Origin of the sequence: Raineyella sp. (assembly GCF_034933565.1) — a bacterium.
GTDB lineage: Bacteria > Actinomycetota > Actinomycetes > Propionibacteriales > Propionibacteriaceae > Raineyella.
Window position 1 is genome coordinate 22,846 of record NZ_JAYFNG010000010.1, and the last position, 15,549, is coordinate 38,394.

Sequence of the window (15,549 nt, forward strand, 5' to 3'; positions counted from 1 at the left end):
CACTTGGGTGATTGGTCCACTGGACCGGGCGGGCGGCAAACAGGCGCCGTACGCCACGGGGATCGATCAGTCGGCGGTGGGACACCGGGGGTCGGGGGAGATCTCCGGGAGAGCAATGAGCCGCACCGCTCCAACGACGGATCGAAAGGCGGGGTCATCGTGACCGCACTTGTCGGTGAGGACTGGGCAGTACATGCGAACTGTGGAGGCCGTTTCGACGAGCTCTTCGCAGAAGGAGCAGCCCAGCGCAAGGCACGGGGTATCTGCATGGGGTGCCCGGTACGGGTGGAATGCCTGGCCGAGGCACTGGACAACCGGATCAACTGGGGGATGTGGGGCGGTCTGACCGAGCGCGAGCGTCGGAAGATCCTCCGCGAGAACCCCGAGATCACGGAGTGGGCCGACATCCTGCGGGCGCACGACGGGAAGGTGCCCGGCACCGCGCACCACCCGGTGCATCGGCGCGCAGCCGCCACGGTCTGAGCAGGTCCCCTCTGAGCAGGCTCGGTTCGGGGCAGGCTCGGTTCGGGCAGCTCGCCACGAGCGGAATCGCCACGAGCGGATCAGCGTCATCCGGCTCGGTCCGAGCAGGCTCGCCACGAGCGGATCAATCCGAGTACGCGGGCCGGGCCGGGGCGGATGACGTCCCGGCCCGGCGCCGCATTACATCAGCTCCAGGTACTCCAACTGGGCCCGGACGGTCTGTTCGGCCGCCTTCTGGGTCGGTCCCACCAGGTCGCCGTACACCGCGTCGACCAGCGCGGGGACCGAGGTGTGCCCGGCCCGGTAGGCGATCCGGATCTGGTCCAGTCGCTGCAGCCGGTGTGCGCGGTAGGCGCGGATCCGGGCGATCGGGTCGGTGACGATCGGCCCGTGCCCGGGCATCAGCCGACGGATGCCGTACTGCTCGGTGAGGCGTTCCATCTTGTCCAGCGTGGCCAGGTAGAGCGCGAGGTTGCCGTCCGGCCAGCTGATCTGGGTCGTGCCCCGGCCCAGGATGGTGTCGCCGCAGAACATCACCGGCCCGTCGTGCAGGAACACGATGAAGCCGATGGAGTCGCGGGTGTGCCCGGGCAGCGTGACGCAGAGCACCGCGTCGCCGCCGACCTGGCCGCGTTCGCCGTCGCGCAGTGCGTCCGTCATCGAGATCGCCGGGTCGTACGCCCGGATCGGGCAGCCGACCCACTCGGCCAGCCGCAGTGCGCCGCCGACGTGGTCGTCGTGCCCGTGGGTGATCCAGATCTCGGAGATGCCGTCCGGGCAGGCGGCCCGGACCCGGTCGAGGTGCGGGAAGGAGTCCGGCCCGGGGTCGATCACCACGGCCTCGGAGCCGTTCACTCCGGGCAGGATCCAGGTGTTGGTGCCCGCCAGGGTCATCGCGCCCGGATTGGGCACGAGCAGGCGCAGGGGTTCGGTCAAGACAACTCCTCGTGGGCGACCGCGCCCGGCGCGGCCCGTCTGTCGTGGCGTACGTGGGGGCCGGCGGGCGCCGTGGGCCCACGGGTGGTGCTGGGTGATGTGCTCCGGTGGGCCGGTCCTCAGGCGAGGGTGACGGTGAGCTCGACCTCGACCGGCGCGTCGAGCGGCAGGACGGCCACCCCGACGGCGCTGCGGACGTGTCGGCCGGCCTCGCCGAAGACGGCGCCGAGCAGCTCGCTGGCGCCGTTGGCGACCGCGGCCTGCGCGGTGAAGCCGGGGTCGCTGGCCACGAAGACGCAGACCCGGGACACACCGGTGATGGCGTCGAGGCCGCCGGCCACCGAGGCGGCCGCGGCGAGGGCGTTGAGGGCGGCGGTCCGGGCCAGGTCCTGGCCCTGTTCGGTGGTCAGGTCCGCGCCGAGCTTGCCGGTGTGCGGCAGCGCGCCGGCCACCAGCGGCAACTGGCCGGAGGTGGTGATGAGCGCGCCCTGCCGCTGCGCCGGGACGTACGCCCCGACCGGGGTCGCCACCGCAGGCAGCGCCAGCCCGAGCTCGGCGAGCCGGGCGGAGGCGGTCACGTGGCGTCCCTGAGCGGGCGCTTCAGGTAGGCGACGAGGTTCTCCGGGTTGGGCCCGGGGACGACCTGGACCAGTTCCCACCCGTCGATGCCCCAGTTGTCGAGGATCTGCTTGGTCGCGTGCGTGAGGACCGGGACGGTCACGTACTCCCACTTGGTCATGGCGTCAGACTAGCGGGCGCGCCGGGAGACGCGGTCCATGTCGAGGATGGTGACGGAACGCGGCTCCAGTCGGATCCAGCCGCGGGCGGCGAAGTCGGCCAGTGCCTTGTTGACCGTCTCGCGGGAGGCGCCGACCAGCTGGGCCAGCTCCTCCTGGGTGAGGTCGTGGTGCACCAGGATGCCCTCGGGGCGCTGCTCGCCGAACCGGCCGGACAGATCGACCAGGGCCTTGGCGACCCGGCCCGGCACGTCGGAGAAGACCAGGTCGCTGACCGAGTCGTTGGCGTGGCGCAACCGGCGGGCCAGCTGGGCCATGATGCCCTGGGCCACCTGCGGGTAGTCCTTCAGCCACTGGACCAGATCCTCGTGCTCGAGGCAGCGCAACTCAGCCGCGGTGACGGCGGTCGCGGTGGTGGACCGCGGCCCCGGGTCGAAGACCGAGAGCTCGCCGAACATCTGGCCCGGGCCGAGCACCTCCATCAGGTTCTCCCGGCCGGTCGCGCCGGTCCGGCCGAGCTTGATCTTGCCGGAGACGACGATGTAGAGCTGGTTGCCGCTGTCCCCCTCGTGGAAGAGGACCGCTCCCCGGCTCAGCCGGATGCTCGACATCGAATGGGCCAGGGCGTTGGTCGCCTCACGGTCCAGCCCCCGGAAGAGGGGTGCCTGCTTGAGCACGTCCGGATCCACTTTTCCTCCTGCGCTGGCCGTGGTTACGGGCCTACACTAGCCGGTCCATGTGACGGTGTCGCACCTGACTGGGCACCACGGTCACACCGTGCGCCCGGGGCGGGGCCGCTCGTGTGTGCCGCTCGGGACGGGACCGCTCGCCCGGCCACGCGTGGGACTGCTCGTCCGGCTGTGCGCGGGCGGGACTGCTCGTCCGGCTGAGCGCGGGCGGGACTGCTCGTCCGGCTGAGCGCGGGGCGGTTACCCTGCTGGGGTGACGGCGCGTGATGCCCGGGAGGGGCGGGAGACCAGGACGGCGTTGGTCCGGCGGGCCCGCCGGATCGACCGGATCCTGGCCGAGACCTACCCCGACGCCCGGGCCGAGCTGGACTTCGCCTCGCCCTGGCAGCTGCTGGTGGCGACCATCCTGTCGGCGCAGACCACCGACGTCCGGGTCAACTCGGTGACGCCGGCCCTCTTCCGGCGCTGGCCCGACCCGGCGGCGCTGGCCGGCGCGGATCGTACGGAGCTGGAGGAGCTGCTGCGCCCACTCGGCTTCTACCGGGCCAAGGCCGAGACGCTGCTGCAGCTGGGCCGCCGGGTGCTGGAGGACTTCGACGACGTGGTGCCGCGTACGCTGCCGGAGCTGGTCACCCTGCCCGGCGTGGGGCGCAAGACGGCGAACGTGGTGCTGGGCAACGCCTTCGGCGTCCCCGGGATCACCGTCGACACCCACTTCGGGCGGCTCGCCCGCCGCTTCGGCTGGACCACTCAGACCGACCCGGACAAGGTCGAGGCCGAGGTCGGGGCGCTGTTCCCGCCGTCGGACTGGGTGATGCTGTGCCACCACCTGATCTGGCACGGACGGCGCCGCTGTCATGCCCGGCGTCCGGCCTGTGGCGCCTGCCCGGTGGCCGCGCTCTGCCCGGCGTACGGGGAGGGGGAGACCGACCCGGTGAAGGCCGCGGCCCTCGTCCGGGAGCCCCGCCGATGAACCGGGCGCGGAGGAGGGCGGTGGCCACGATCGCCGGGGCCGGTCTGCTGCTGGTCACCGGTTGCGCCACCACCCGGCCCGTCACCCCGATCGACACCCCGACGACCCCGGCCGCCACGGTCTCTGCGGGCCCGTCCGCGGGTCCGGTGCCGACGGTGCCCGGCCCCGGTGCCGACCTGGTCGCGCGCCGGGGGGCGGCGGGCATCGCGGCCTGCCCGGCCCCGGGGTCCGCGCCGGCGGTGGCCGGCGGGCTGCCCGGCATCGCCACCCGATGCCTGGACGGCTCCTCGACGGTCGATCTGTCCACGCTGCGCGGCACCCCGATGGTGGTCAACCTGTGGGCCACCTGGTGCGGCCCCTGCCGCGCCGAAGCGCCGTTCCTGGCCGAGGTGTCGCAGCAGTCCGGTGCTGCCGTACGGTTCATCGGTGTCGACGTGGCGGACCCGGACCCGGCCGCCGCACTCGACTTCGCCGGCGCCCGGGGCTGGTCGTACGCCCAGGTCGCCGACCCGGACCGGACGCTGTCCGCGGGGCTGGGGGTGGTCGGGATCCCGCAGACGCTGTTCGTCGATGCGGACGGCCGGATCGTCCACCGCCATGCCGGCGCGCTCACCTCGGCCGACCAGCTGCGCGGCCTGATCCACGACCATCTCGGGATCGACTAGGCCGCCAGGCGGGCTGGTCGGGCCGATCCGGCTGGTCGGGGGTGGGCCGGCTGCGTACAGTGGCGGGCATGCCGGAGCAGATCCCCGACGTCGAGGGACCGGATTTCCTCGACGATGCGACAGACAGTCCGGAACGTCCCCGTCCGCTCACCGGCTACCCGCGTGACCTCGGCGAACGCGACCTCGAACTCGACGAGCGCCCCGCCGCCCAGCGGCCGGTCCCGTCCCTGCTGCACACCCTGCGGACGAGGCTGCGTGACCCGCAGACCCAGCAGCGGATCCTGGTCGACCGAGCGGCCCAGGGTGGGCGTCGGGCGGCGGTGCTGGCACTGTTCGACACCCGGCCGCCGGCACCGCAGCTGCTGTTCGTCGAGAAGGCGGCGCACCTGCGCAAGCACGCCGGCCAGATCGCCTTCCCCGGCGGCACCTGGGCGGAGGGCGACGACGGCCCGATCGGCACGGCGCAGCGCGAGGCGGGGGAGGAGGCGGCCGTCCGGCCGGACTCGTTCCGGGTGCTCGGCGTCCTGCCGGCCGCCCATGTCGCGGTGAGCGGTTTCGACGTCAGCACCGTGGTGGCCTGGTGGCACACCCCGCACCCGGTCGAGGTGAACGACCCCGGCGAGATCGCCGCGCTGCACCGGGTCGAGGTGGCGCGGTTGGTGGACCCGCAGAACCGGGCGACCGTCCGGTACCCGGGCGGGCGCAGCGGGCCGGCGTTCCTGATCGACGACCTGTTCATCTGGGGGCTGACCGCGCACCTGGTCGATGCGATCCTCGACCTGGCCGGGTGGGCCGTCCCGTGGGACCATGACCGGGTCCGTGCGGTGCCGTCCCGCTTCGGCCGGGACCACAACCCCCGGCACTGAACCCCGGCACCGGGTCACCGGCGCACTGACCGCCGGGCGCCGGTGACACCCGGCGCTTCAGGGGCCGGCGCTTCAGGTGGGCCGCTCCGGTGCGTCAGAGCGTGTCGGCGCCGACCCAGCGCTCGGTCGCCTTGTGCTGCTTGCGGGCGGCGGCGTCGGCCTCGGCCTGCTGCTTGCCGCGGGTGAGGGCCGCCTTGGCGCCCTCGACGGTGGTCGTCGCCTGGTCGATCGTCGCGGTGGGCGTCATCCCGTCCCGGGTCGCCTTCTTCACCCGGCCCAGCCCGATCAGGGCGGTCACCGCGGCCAGGATCAGGAAGACACCACCGATGGTGAGGAAGCCCCACGCCGGCCCGGCGGAGAAGTCCCCGCCCGAGTAGGCCACCGCCAGGCCGAACCCGGCCGCCGTCATCAGGTGGGTCAGCGCGAACACACCCATCACGCCGGCCGCCGCGAACAGGCCTCCGCCGATGCCCAGGTTCTTCGCCTTGGGCATCATCTCCGCCTTGGCGAGATCGATCTCATCCCTGACGATGACCTTCACATCGTCGGTGATGGTCTTCAGGAGGTCACTGATCTGTACGGCCATGGCGGGTAGCTCCTGCGTGCTGCGGCGGACGGGCTGGTGGTGCCTCGAGCCTAGTGCTTCCACGGGTTCGTTGCGCGTTCTGGAAGAATGGCGGCGATCACGGGAGGGAACACATGGGTCGACTCGCTGCCCTGAGCATGCGCAACAGGGCTCTGGTCGCCCTGGTCACGGTCTTCGTGCTGGTCTTCGGGGTGATCAGCACCGCCACCCTGCGCCAGGAGCTGATCCCGCGCATCTCGGTGCCGGTGGCCGTCGTCTACACCTCCTACCCCGGCGCGTCGCCGGCGGTCGTCGAGCAGCAGGTGACGATCCCGATCGAGCAGGCGGTCGCCTCACTGCAGGGCCTCGACACCAGTTCCTCGGTGTCCACCGCCGGTGCCTCCACGGTGACCCTGCAGATGCGTTACGGGGCGAACATGTCCTCGGTGCAGCAGGACGCCAAGGCGGCGATCTCCCGGATCGAGGGTCTGCTGCCCGACGGGGTGACCAGCCAGGTGTTCACCGGCAGCATCGACGACGTCCCGGTGCTCCAGCTCGCGGTGGCCGACGACACCTCCGCCGGGCAGCTGGCCGAGCGGGTCCGTACGCTCGTCGTGCCCGAGCTCGAGAAGATCGACGGCGTCCGGGCGGTCAGCGTGGCCGGCGCCCCGATCCCGCAGGTGCTCGTCGCGGTCGACGACCACAAGCTGTCCGACCAGGGCGTCACCGTCAGCCAGCTGCAGCAGGCGATCGGGACCTCCGGCACCCCCGCGGCGGGCGGTTCGCTGCGCAGCGGTGACCAGGACCTCACCGTCACGGTGGGGGAGCGGTACGCCTCCGCGGCCGACGTCGCGGCGGTCACCCTGACCAGCAGCAGCGGCCGGGCGGTCCGGGTCGACCAGGTCGCCACGGTGACCGATCGCGAGGCCCCGGCCACCTCGCTGGCCCGGACCAACGGCCGGGAGAGCCTGTCACTGTCGGTCACCAAGACCCCGGACGGCAACAGCGTCGCCATCTCCGGCCAGATCCGCGACAAGCTCGCCGGGCTGGACGCCGCCCTCGGGCACGGCGCCCACACCACCGTGGTCTTCGACCAGGCGCCGTTCATCTCCGACTCCATCCACAACCTGCTCGTCGAGGGCGGGCTGGGCCTGCTGATGGCGGTCGTCGTCATCCTGCTCTTCCTCGCCTCGATCCGGCCGACCCTGGTCACCGCGGTGTCGATCCCCGTCTCGGTGCTGATGGCGCTGATCGGCATGGGCTCGGCCGGCTATTCGCTCAACATGCTCACCCTGGGCGCCCTGACGATGGCGATCGGCCGGGTGGTCGACGACTCGATCGTGGTGATCGAGAACATCCAGCGTCATCTCGGTGAGGGACAACGCCGCGCCGAGGCGGTGCTCGCCGGTGTCCGGGAGGTGGCGACGGCGATCACCGCCTCGACCCTGACGACGGTGGCGGTCTTCCTGCCACTGGCCCTGGTCGGCGGTCAGGTCGGCGAGCTGTTCCGCCCGTTCGCCGTCACCAGCGCACTGGCCCTGCTGTCGTCCCTGCTGGTCGCGCTGACGATCGTCCCGGTGCTGGCGTACTGGTTCCTGCCGGAGCGCTCCCGCAGCCACGTCACCGCGCTCGACGATGCCGTCGGCCGGCCGCGACGTACGCCGCTGCAGCGGCTCTACCTGCCCTCGTTGGGCGTGGCCGTACGCCACCCGTGGGTGACCGTGCTCGTCGCCGTCGTCCTGCTGGGCCTGTCCGGCGCCATGGTGCCGCGGTTGCAGACCGACTTCCTCGGCGACACCGGGCAGAACACGCTCACCGTCACCCAGAAGTTCCGTCCCGCGCTGTCGCTGGACGACCAGGACCGCCAGGCCGCCACGGTCGAGGCGGCCCTGCGCGGCGTGCCCGGTGTCGAGACGGTGCAGACCACCATCGGCGGGGCGGGGGCCGAGTCGATGTTCACCGGCGGCGGCGCCGACAAGGCCACCTTCTCCGTCACCACCGACCGGTCGGCGGACCAGGTGGCCCTGCAGCAGCGGGTCCGTGACGCGGTGAGTCCGCTCACCGACGTCGGGGAGGTCGCCGTGGCCGCGCAGGCGGGCTACGGCGCCAGCACCATCGACGTCACCGTCGCCGCGCCCGACACCGATCGGCTGCGCACCGCCACCACCGCGGTGCACCGGGCCCTGACCGGCGTCGAGGGGTCGGCCGGGGTCACCGACACGCTGGCCGCGGATCGTCCGACCGTCGTCGTCGACCTGGACCGGACAAAGGCCGCCGAGAAGGGCGTCGACGAACGCACTGTCGCCGCCACGGTGAAGGCCGCCCTGGCTCCCCAGCAGGCCGCCCGGGTCGAGGCGGATGGGGTCACCAAGGACGTGATGATCAGCCTCGGTGACGCGCCGGTGGGGCTCGACGCGCTGCGCGACCTGAAGGTGCCCGCGACGGTGGTCAAGGCGGCACCCGCCCCGACCACGGCGGCCTCCACCGGTCCCGCGAGCGGCGGCCCGGCCGGGAAGACCGGGACGAGCGGAAGCACGGCGGCCGGCAGCACCGCGACAGCGGGCGCCACGAGCGGCGGCCCGGCGGGGAGGACCGGTGCGAGTGGGACCGGCGCGAGCGGGGCGTCCCAGGCCGCCGCGCAGGCGGCCGCCAAGGCCGCAGCGACCCCGATGACCGTACGGTTGGGCGACATCGCCGACGTCCGTCAGACCGACGTCGCCACCTCGATCGCCCGCGACCGCGGACGGCGCAGCGCCACCGTTTCGGTCACCCCCGCCGGGTCCGACCTCGGGGCGGTCACCCGCGCGGTGACCGCGGCGGTCGGCGGGGTCGAGGTGCCGGCCGGTGTCGCGGTCACCGTGGGCGGGGTCAGCGCCGATCAGCAGAAGGCCTTCGGTCAGCTGGGGCTGGCGTTGCTGGTCGCCGTCGCGATCGTCTACGTGGTGATGGTCGCGACGTTCAAGTCACTGGTCCAGCCGCTCATCCTGCTGGTGTCCATCCCGTTCGCGGCGGTCGGTGCGGTCGCGGCGCTGGTGCTGACCGGCACCCCGCTCGGCGTCCCGTCGATGATCGGCGCCCTGATGCTGGTCGGCATCGTGGTGACCAACGCCATCGTGCTGATCGACCTGATCAACCAGTACCGCACCCGGGGCCGATCCATCGACGAGGCGGTCCGGGAGGGCGCCCGGCACCGGCTGCGGCCGATCGTGATGACTGCGCTGGCGACGATCCTCGCGCTGGCACCGATGGCGCTCGGGCTCAGCGGGGGCGGCGTCTTCATCTCCAAGCCGCTGGCGGTCGTGGTGATCGGCGGTCTGGTGTCGTCGACCCTGCTCACCCTGATCCTCGTCCCCGTGCTCTACACGATGGTCGAGGGCGTCGGGGAGCGCCGGGCCGTACGCCACGAGAGCCGGCTGGCGCGGCGGCTGCAGGCCGAGCCGCCGCACCGGGAGCCGCGGGCGACGTCTCGCACCGACCCGGCCACCGACGGCCCCGACGGGGACGACCGGCCCCGCCGTGGCATCACCGACGAGCCGGTGACCGAGGCCTGACCGCTCCCCCGTGCCGCGCCCGGTCATGCGCGCCCGTCATACGGGCCCGTCATGCGGGCCCGGGACGGGGGGCCCGGGGACGCGGGGACCCGGTCACCAGCGCAGGTGGATGCCGACCGTGATCGACGGCTCGAGCGCCTGCCGCTCCGGGTCGGGCCACGCCTTCCGGCACTCGATCCGATAGGGCAGCATCACTTCGTGGCCCCGGGCGATGTCGTCGAACAGTGCGCCGACGTCGGCGAGCAGGGCCGTACGGTCGGCCTCCGGCAGCTGCCGGAGACGGGGGCGGGCCGCGACCATCGCCAGCAGCCCGGCCCGGTCGACCGGCACCCAGTGCCGGAACGACTTCGCCTCGGACGCGACGAACCAGCCGTCGGCCAGGATCTCCTCCTGGGACAGCCCGGTGGCGGTGGTGGTCATCGCCGTCGGGTCGTACGCCTGCAGCAGCCGGGCGAGTCGGCGGACCCAGGGCACGGTGTCGTCCCGGGTCGTCCGCAGCACGCCCAGGTGGCCCCCCGGCCGCAGCACCCGGACCGCCTCGGGGAAAGCCTCGGTGGGACGGGCCCGCCGGCCGGCGATCGTCACCGCTTCGAACCACCGCGGCCGGAACGGCAGCCGGTCGGCCGAGGCGCGGACGACCGTCGCACCGCTCGCTCGGCCGGCGACCTGCTGGGCCACCCGGGCGTCCGCCGTGATCGCGAACACTCGGTGACCGCAGGCGACCAGATCAGCGGTGAACGCACCCTTGCCGGTGCAGAGGTCGAGGACCTGGGAACCGGGCCCGGGCAGCAGCCAGGACATGGCCGCAGCCGGGTGATGGGTGCGGGGGGAAGCCATGCGCCCACTGTACGGGGAGGGGCGGGGCGGACCCTGAGACGCGTTGTGGGACAACGTGCTGGGGACAACGTGCTGTGGGACAACGTGCTGGGGGACCCGCCCGCGGGCGGGTCCCCCAGGGCACCTCATGCCAGGTGAACAGGCGCACTTGCCGTGTCGTGCTCGTCGGCCCGGGGGCCGGCTGTCACGCCCTCGAAGACGGTCGATCGCTGCGTGGGTGCCTGGCTGCTGTGCAGGGTGTGAACCTTGATCCATTCATACCAGTAGGGCCAGTGGTCGGGGAGGGTTTCGGTTGTGATCCACCTCACCGGTTCGTCGGCGGCGCCCCGGAGGGCGAACGCGGCGCATCGCGGGGGCACAGGGACGGTGAACGAGCGCATGGCGACGTTGCAGGGACGGTGACCGGAGGCATGGCGGCGCCGCAGCGACAGTGACCGGGGGGCATCGTGGGGACGGATGTGACATGAGCGGATCCGGCGGGTTGTCCACAGGCGGTGTGCCCGACCGCCGTCGTCCACAGATCGACTGTACGGGGCGGATGCCGCGCCCCGTACGGCCCACCCTGTCGACATGGATGTTCTGCCTCGTCGTGCCCGCTCGGCCGCCGGGAAGGGCCGGCGTGGCCCCGACCACCCGGACCGCGATCGCCCGGACCGGCGCCCCTCGGACCTCGTGGCGCTCACCGGCCGGACCGATCAGTCCGGTCCACCGGGTCGGCCGGTCGCCGTGCCGGCGGGGCGTCGCCTGCCGACCCCGTCACGTGTCGCCGCGGTGTCCACCAGCGTGCTCGTGGGGGAGCGGACGGACCTGCTCCGGGCGGTGGAATCGGTCACCGCTGCTCTCACCACCCCGCCGCCCACGACGCTGGCGCCGATGCACCTGCCGGCTCGCTGGTCGACCGCCGGGGCGGTGCTGATCACCGTCGACGCCGCCCCCGCGGTGGCCGAGCTGGGCCTGCCGGCCCGCGACGGGGTGCACCTGCTCGGGACGGAGACCGATGCTGCCGACCTGTGCCGGTGGTCCGCGCCGCTGGGCGCCAGCCTCGTGGTCGTTCCCCGGGACACCCCCGTGTTGGGTCGGGCCCTGGGCGGCGCGCCGCCGCCGGAGGGGGCCCGTACCCTCGCCGTGGTGTCCGGTGGTGGTGGCGCCGGCGCCTCGACCACCGCCGCCGGGCTGGCCGGTGCGGCGGCGCGTGACGGCGGGCGTGCCGTGCTCGTCGACCTGGATCCGTGGGCCGGCGGGATCGACCTGCTGGTCGGCACCGAGCGGGCCACGGGCTGGCGGTGGGACGACCTGGCCCGGGCCCGGGGCGGGGTCGGATCGCTGGCCGGCCGGTTGCCCCACGGCGACGGCGTCGACGTCATCACGATGGGGCGTACGCCCGGCGTCCGGCTGCCTGACGACGAGGCGGTCGACAGCGTGCTGGCCGCCGCCCGGGCGACGTACGACCTGGTGGTGCTCGACGTGACGCTGACCCCTCCGTGGGAGCAGCACCTGGCCCGGGCCGGCACCGTCCTGGTCGTGGCGGGAGCGGGGGTGCGGCAGCTCGCCTCGGCGCGCCAGGTCGCCCTGCGGTGCGCCGGAGAGGGGATGGACCCGCGGATCATCGCCCGGGGCGGCGGGCCGGGGCCGACCGGTGGTGTCGACCAGCAGCTGGTGGCCGAGACGCTCGGGTTCCCCGTGATCGGCCTGCTGCCCCACGACCCGCGGCTGCCGGTGGCCGCCGAGCGGGGCGATCCACCCTGGCGGGTCGCACGCCGGGACTGGGTGGCGGCCTGCACCAGACTGCTCGACACGCTCGAGATCCGGCGCCGGGGGACCGACCGATGAGCGGGCTGGTGGACCTCGACCGGCTCCGCCCGGCGCTCGCCGGGCTGGGACACCCGCCGACGACGGGCGACGTGGCCGCTGCGATGCGCGCGGAGGGCCTGGTGGTGACCGATGCCCTGCTCTACGACGCCGTCGAGCGCCTGCACCGCGAGTCGTACGGGGCCGGCGTCCTCGACCCGCTGCTCGCACTGCCCGGCGTGACCGACGTGCTGGTCAACGGCCCCGACCAGGTCTGGATCGACCGCGGCCACGGACTGGAACGGACCTCCCTGGTGTTCGGCTCGGAGGACGAGGTCCGCCGACTCGCGCTGCGCCTCGCCGCCCGGGTCGGGCGCCGCCTTGACGACGCCGCCCCCTGGGTGGACGCCCGGCTGCCCGACGGCACCCGGGTGCACGCCGTGCTCGGCTCGGTCGCCGATCCCGGTACGTGCATCTCGCTGCGGGTGCCGTCCCGGCACCGGTTCACCCTGGCCGATCTGGTCGATCGGGGGTCGCTGCCCGCCGTGGGCCTGACGCTGCTCGAGGGGATCATCGAGCAGCGGCTCGCGTTCCTGGTCAGCGGCGGCACCGGCACCGGCAAGACGACGGTGCTCGGCACCCTGCTCGGTCTCGTCCCACCCGACCAGCGGCTGGTCGTGGTGGAGGACTCCCGGGAGCTCGACCCGCCCCACCCGCACTGCGTACGCCTCGAGGGCCGGCCGGCGAACGCCGAGGGCAGCGGGGCGCTGGGGCTGGCCACCCTTGTCCGCCAGGCGTTGCGGATGCGACCCGACCGGGTGGTGGTGGGGGAGGTCCGCGGTGCCGAGCTGTGCGACCTGCTCGCCGCGCTCAACACCGGCCATGAGGGCGGCTGTGGCACCGTGCACGCCAACTCCGCCGCGGACGTCCCGGCCCGGCTGGAGGCGCTGGCCGCCCTCGGCGGGATGGGCCAGGAGGCGACCCGGACCCAGGCGCTGTCCGCCCTCGACGCGGTGGTGCACCTGCGCCGCGACCACGACGGGCATCGCCGGGTGGCCCAGATCGGTGTGTTCGGCCGCGACGACACCGGAGGGATGTGCGTCCGGGAAGCGGTCGCCTTTCCCCGCGACGGGACCCTGCGACGCGGACCGGTGGCCGAGGAGTTCCTCGCCCGGGTGGGCCGATGAGCGCCGTCGCGACGCTGGCGGCGACCCTGGCCGCCCTCGGGGTCACCGTCTGGGTCGGCGCACCCGCCCGGCCGGCCGCCGCTCGACTGGGGCCGACTGCGGCGCGGGCGACACCGCCCGGCGGGTCGACCGAACGCGCCACCGGCGAGGATCCGGTGTCGGGTGATCCGGCGTCGGGCGTCCCGGGGGCGCGCCGGCGACACCGCCTGGTCCTGGTGGCGGGCGGGCTCGGGGTCGTCCTCGCGGCCTGGCTCGGCGTCGGGCCCCGGGGCGCGGCGTTCGCGATCATCGGCCTGGTGCCGACGCTGACCGCCGCGACCCTGGTCCGCGGCCGGCGACGGTCGGTCGTACGGGCCCGGGTGGAGACCGAGGTCGCCCGGGCCTGCAGCCTGGTCGCGGCCGAGGTACGAGCCGGTCGGTCCCCCGAGGGGGCGGTCGGCCTGGTGGCCGGGGACTGCCCGGTGCTCGTCCCGGCGGCGGCCGCCCTGGGCGTGGGCGACGACGTCGTACGGACCTGGCGGCGCCAGGCCACCCGCCCGGGCTGTGACGGGCTGGCCGAGCTGGCCAGGGCCTGGGAGGTCTCGCGGGCCTGCGGCGCCCCGATGGGTCCCTCCCTGGACCAGGTGGCGGACGCCCTGGAGCGCGAGGCGGAGGTGTCCCGCCTGGTCCGCGGCGAACTGGCCTCCGCCCAGGCCACCGGCCGACTGATGGCGGTCCTGCCGGTGGTCGGGATCGGCCTGGGCTACTCGATCGGGGGCCGCCCGGTGGACTTCCTGCTGCACACCACGATCGGCCTCGGCTGCCTGGTGGGGGCGGTCGTCCTGGCGAGCGCCGGTACCCTGTGGACCACCGCACTGGCCCGCACCCCGGGACGGGAGGGCTGAGATGGACCCCACAGGCCCCGCCGCCGTCATCGCTGCCTTCGCCCTGGCGGCCGCCGTCGCCCTGCTGCTGCCGGGGCGATCGACCGTACGCCGCCGCCTGCGCTCCTCGACCGACACCGGTCGGGCCGTGGCCGGGTGGCAGCGGATCAGCCGGGGTGTTCCCGGTGCCCCGACCGCTGAGACCAGGTCCCGGGTGGCGATGACCGCGGGTGGCGTGTGCGGGGTGGTCGTGCTCAGCCTCGGCAGTGGGGCCGGTGCGGGCTCCGGCCCGGGGCCGGGCCCGTTCCTCGGGCCGATCCTGGTCGGGGTGTCGGCCGTCGTGGCGTACGTGGCGAGCGGGCGGATCGTGTCGCCGGCCACCCGGCGCCGCCGTCGACGGCTGGCGGTGGACCTGCCCGGCGCGCTGGACCTGATGGCCGCCTGCCTTGCGGCGGGGCTGCCGGTCCGCGGGGCGGCAGCAGCCGTCGCCGGGGCGTACGGCGGCCCGCTGGCCGAGGACGTCGGCGGGGTGCTGGCCCAGGTCGCCATCGGTGACAGCGAGGCCCATGCCTGGCTGCGGCTCGCCGACGACCCGGTGTGGTCCCTCGTCGCCCGCGACCTCGCCCGGTCGGTCGAGAGCGGGTCGACCCTGGTGGACCTGCTGCGCACCCATGCCGAGCGTTCCCGCAAGGAGTGGCACGCCGTCATCGTCGCCCGGGCCCGCACCGTCGGGGTCCGCAGCGTCCTGCCCCTGATGACCTGCTACCTACCTGCGTTCATGCTCGTCGGCATCGTCCCGGTCATCGCCGGTGCGGTTCCGCGGCTGCTCGGCTGACCGTCCACAACCTTCGGACCGACCGGGACCGCCGTCCACAACCCCTCGCGGTCCCGGCGAGGCGGAGGGCCGCTGTCCCACCCTCCGTCCGAGCCCGGACCACAGGGGACCGGGCCTGCGAAAGGGGAGAACCCATGTCCGACATCACGACCTCCGTCTCCGACCCGACCATCGACGACGCGTGCACCGACGATGCCTGGGCCGACGGTGTGTACACCGACGACGACCTGATGACCGACGACGTGCCGGGCGAGGACCCGTTCAGCGACGGCGTCTTCGACGCGGACGAGGCAGCCGACGACCAGGTCGCCGAACTCGTCGCCGCCCGTGGCCGGCACCGGCGCGACCAGCGCGGGATGGCCACGGCCGAGTACGCCGTGGGCACGGTGGCGGCGGTGGCCCTGGTCACCGCGCTGATCAACGTGTTCCGCAACAAGGACTTCCTTGACCTGCTCCTGCAGCTCGTGATGGCGATCTTCAAGGCGGTCATGGCGTCCAAGGGCCTCGGCATCTGACCCTCCGGCCCGGGCGGCGCACCAGGTGGTGGCATTCGGGGAGCCACCACCTGGTGCCC

General features: G+C 74.0%; 16 protein-coding genes. 10 read left to right on the top strand and 6 right to left on the bottom strand.

The genetic code is table 11. The features are described 5' to 3' along the window. Positions 1-159 precede the first annotated feature (159 nt). The gene (locus tag VB059_RS03460; RefSeq protein WP_323420632.1) at positions 160-483 is read left to right on the top strand and encodes a WhiB family transcriptional regulator; all 324 of its coding nucleotides are present in this window, start codon (positions 160-162) and stop codon (positions 481-483) included. Between the two features lie 180 nt (positions 484-663). Here the strand turns inward: VB059_RS03460 and VB059_RS03465 are convergent, their stop codons facing one another. From VB059_RS03465 to VB059_RS03480, 4 genes are all read right to left on the bottom strand, one after another. After that, positions 664-1,419: an MBL fold metallo-hydrolase gene (locus tag VB059_RS03465; protein ID WP_323420633.1), complete on the bottom strand. Its 756-nt coding sequence runs from the start codon at positions 1,417-1,419 to the stop codon at positions 664-666. A 119-nt stretch (positions 1,420-1,538) separates the two neighbouring features. Further along, complete coding sequence (locus VB059_RS03470; protein ID WP_323420634.1) at positions 1,539-1,997, bottom strand: RidA family protein; 459 nt, start codon at positions 1,995-1,997, stop codon at positions 1,539-1,541. Beyond that, entirely contained in the window at positions 1,994-2,158 is a 165-nt protein-coding gene (locus tag VB059_RS03475; protein ID WP_323420635.1) for a DUF4177 domain-containing protein, read from the bottom strand. Before VB059_RS03475 ends, VB059_RS03470 begins: the two co-directional genes overlap by 4 nt. Before the next feature lie 9 nt (positions 2,159-2,167). Then, positions 2,168-2,845 carry a Crp/Fnr family transcriptional regulator gene (locus VB059_RS03480; RefSeq protein WP_323420636.1) on the bottom strand — a complete coding sequence of 226 codons (678 nt, stop codon included), beginning with the start codon at positions 2,843-2,845 and terminating at the stop codon, positions 2,168-2,170. Positions 2,846-3,098: 253 nt separating this feature from the next. On the opposite strand from VB059_RS03480, the gene nth reads away from it, so the two are divergent. The 3 genes from nth (at position 3,099) to VB059_RS03495 (ending at position 5,349) form a co-directional block, all read left to right on the top strand. Continuing rightward, on the top strand, positions 3,099-3,818 hold the full coding sequence (nth, locus tag VB059_RS03485) for an endonuclease III (RefSeq protein ID WP_323420637.1): 720 nt from the start codon (positions 3,099-3,101) through the stop codon (positions 3,816-3,818). Between the two features lie 20 nt (positions 3,819-3,838). Continuing rightward, positions 3,839-4,483 (top strand): TlpA disulfide reductase family protein, encoded by a 645-nt coding sequence (locus tag VB059_RS03490; protein WP_323420638.1) that lies wholly within the window; start codon positions 3,839-3,841, stop codon positions 4,481-4,483. A gap of 68 nt (positions 4,484-4,551) precedes the next feature. Next, positions 4,552-5,349, top strand: coding sequence for a CoA pyrophosphatase (locus VB059_RS03495; RefSeq protein ID WP_323420639.1), 798 nt, complete (start codon positions 4,552-4,554; stop codon positions 5,347-5,349). A gap of 94 nt (positions 5,350-5,443) precedes the next feature. Here VB059_RS03495 and VB059_RS03500 read toward each other — a convergent pair whose 3' ends face one another. Continuing rightward, positions 5,444-5,935 (bottom strand): phage holin family protein, encoded by a 492-nt coding sequence (locus VB059_RS03500; RefSeq protein ID WP_323420640.1) that lies wholly within the window; start codon positions 5,933-5,935, stop codon positions 5,444-5,446. 113 nt (positions 5,936-6,048) lie between these two features. On the opposite strand from VB059_RS03500, the gene VB059_RS03505 reads away from it, so the two are divergent. After that, complete coding sequence (locus VB059_RS03505; protein WP_323420641.1) at positions 6,049-9,465, top strand: efflux RND transporter permease subunit; 3,417 nt, start codon at positions 6,049-6,051, stop codon at positions 9,463-9,465. 93 nt (positions 9,466-9,558) lie between these two features. Here the strand turns inward: VB059_RS03505 and VB059_RS03510 are convergent, their stop codons facing one another. Next, positions 9,559-10,302 carry a methyltransferase domain-containing protein gene (locus tag VB059_RS03510; RefSeq protein WP_323420642.1) on the bottom strand — a complete coding sequence of 248 codons (744 nt, stop codon included), beginning with the start codon at positions 10,300-10,302 and terminating at the stop codon, positions 9,559-9,561. A gap of 570 nt (positions 10,303-10,872) precedes the next feature. Here VB059_RS03510 and ssd point away from each other — a divergent pair. The 5 genes from ssd (at position 10,873) to VB059_RS03535 (ending at position 15,490) form a co-directional block, all read left to right on the top strand. Further along, complete coding sequence (ssd, locus tag VB059_RS03515; RefSeq protein WP_323420643.1) at positions 10,873-12,132, top strand: septum site-determining protein Ssd; 1,260 nt, start codon at positions 10,873-10,875, stop codon at positions 12,130-12,132. After that, a complete protein-coding gene (locus VB059_RS03520; RefSeq protein ID WP_323420644.1) occupies positions 12,129-13,277 on the top strand; it encodes a TadA family conjugal transfer-associated ATPase in 1,149 nt (382 codons plus the stop codon). The genes ssd and VB059_RS03520 overlap by 4 nt, the downstream gene beginning before the upstream one ends. Beyond that, positions 13,274-14,161, top strand: a complete 888-nt coding sequence (locus VB059_RS03525; RefSeq protein WP_323420645.1) for a hypothetical protein — start codon at positions 13,274-13,276, stop codon at positions 14,159-14,161. Before VB059_RS03520 ends, VB059_RS03525 begins: the two co-directional genes overlap by 4 nt. Position 14,162: 1 nt before the next feature. Next, positions 14,163-14,975 carry a type II secretion system F family protein gene (locus VB059_RS03530; RefSeq protein WP_323420646.1) on the top strand — a complete coding sequence of 271 codons (813 nt, stop codon included), beginning with the start codon at positions 14,163-14,165 and terminating at the stop codon, positions 14,973-14,975. Between the two features lie 134 nt (positions 14,976-15,109). Next, positions 15,110-15,490: a DUF4244 domain-containing protein gene (locus VB059_RS03535; RefSeq protein WP_323420647.1), complete on the top strand. Its 381-nt coding sequence runs from the start codon at positions 15,110-15,112 to the stop codon at positions 15,488-15,490. Positions 15,491-15,549 lie beyond the last annotated feature (59 nt).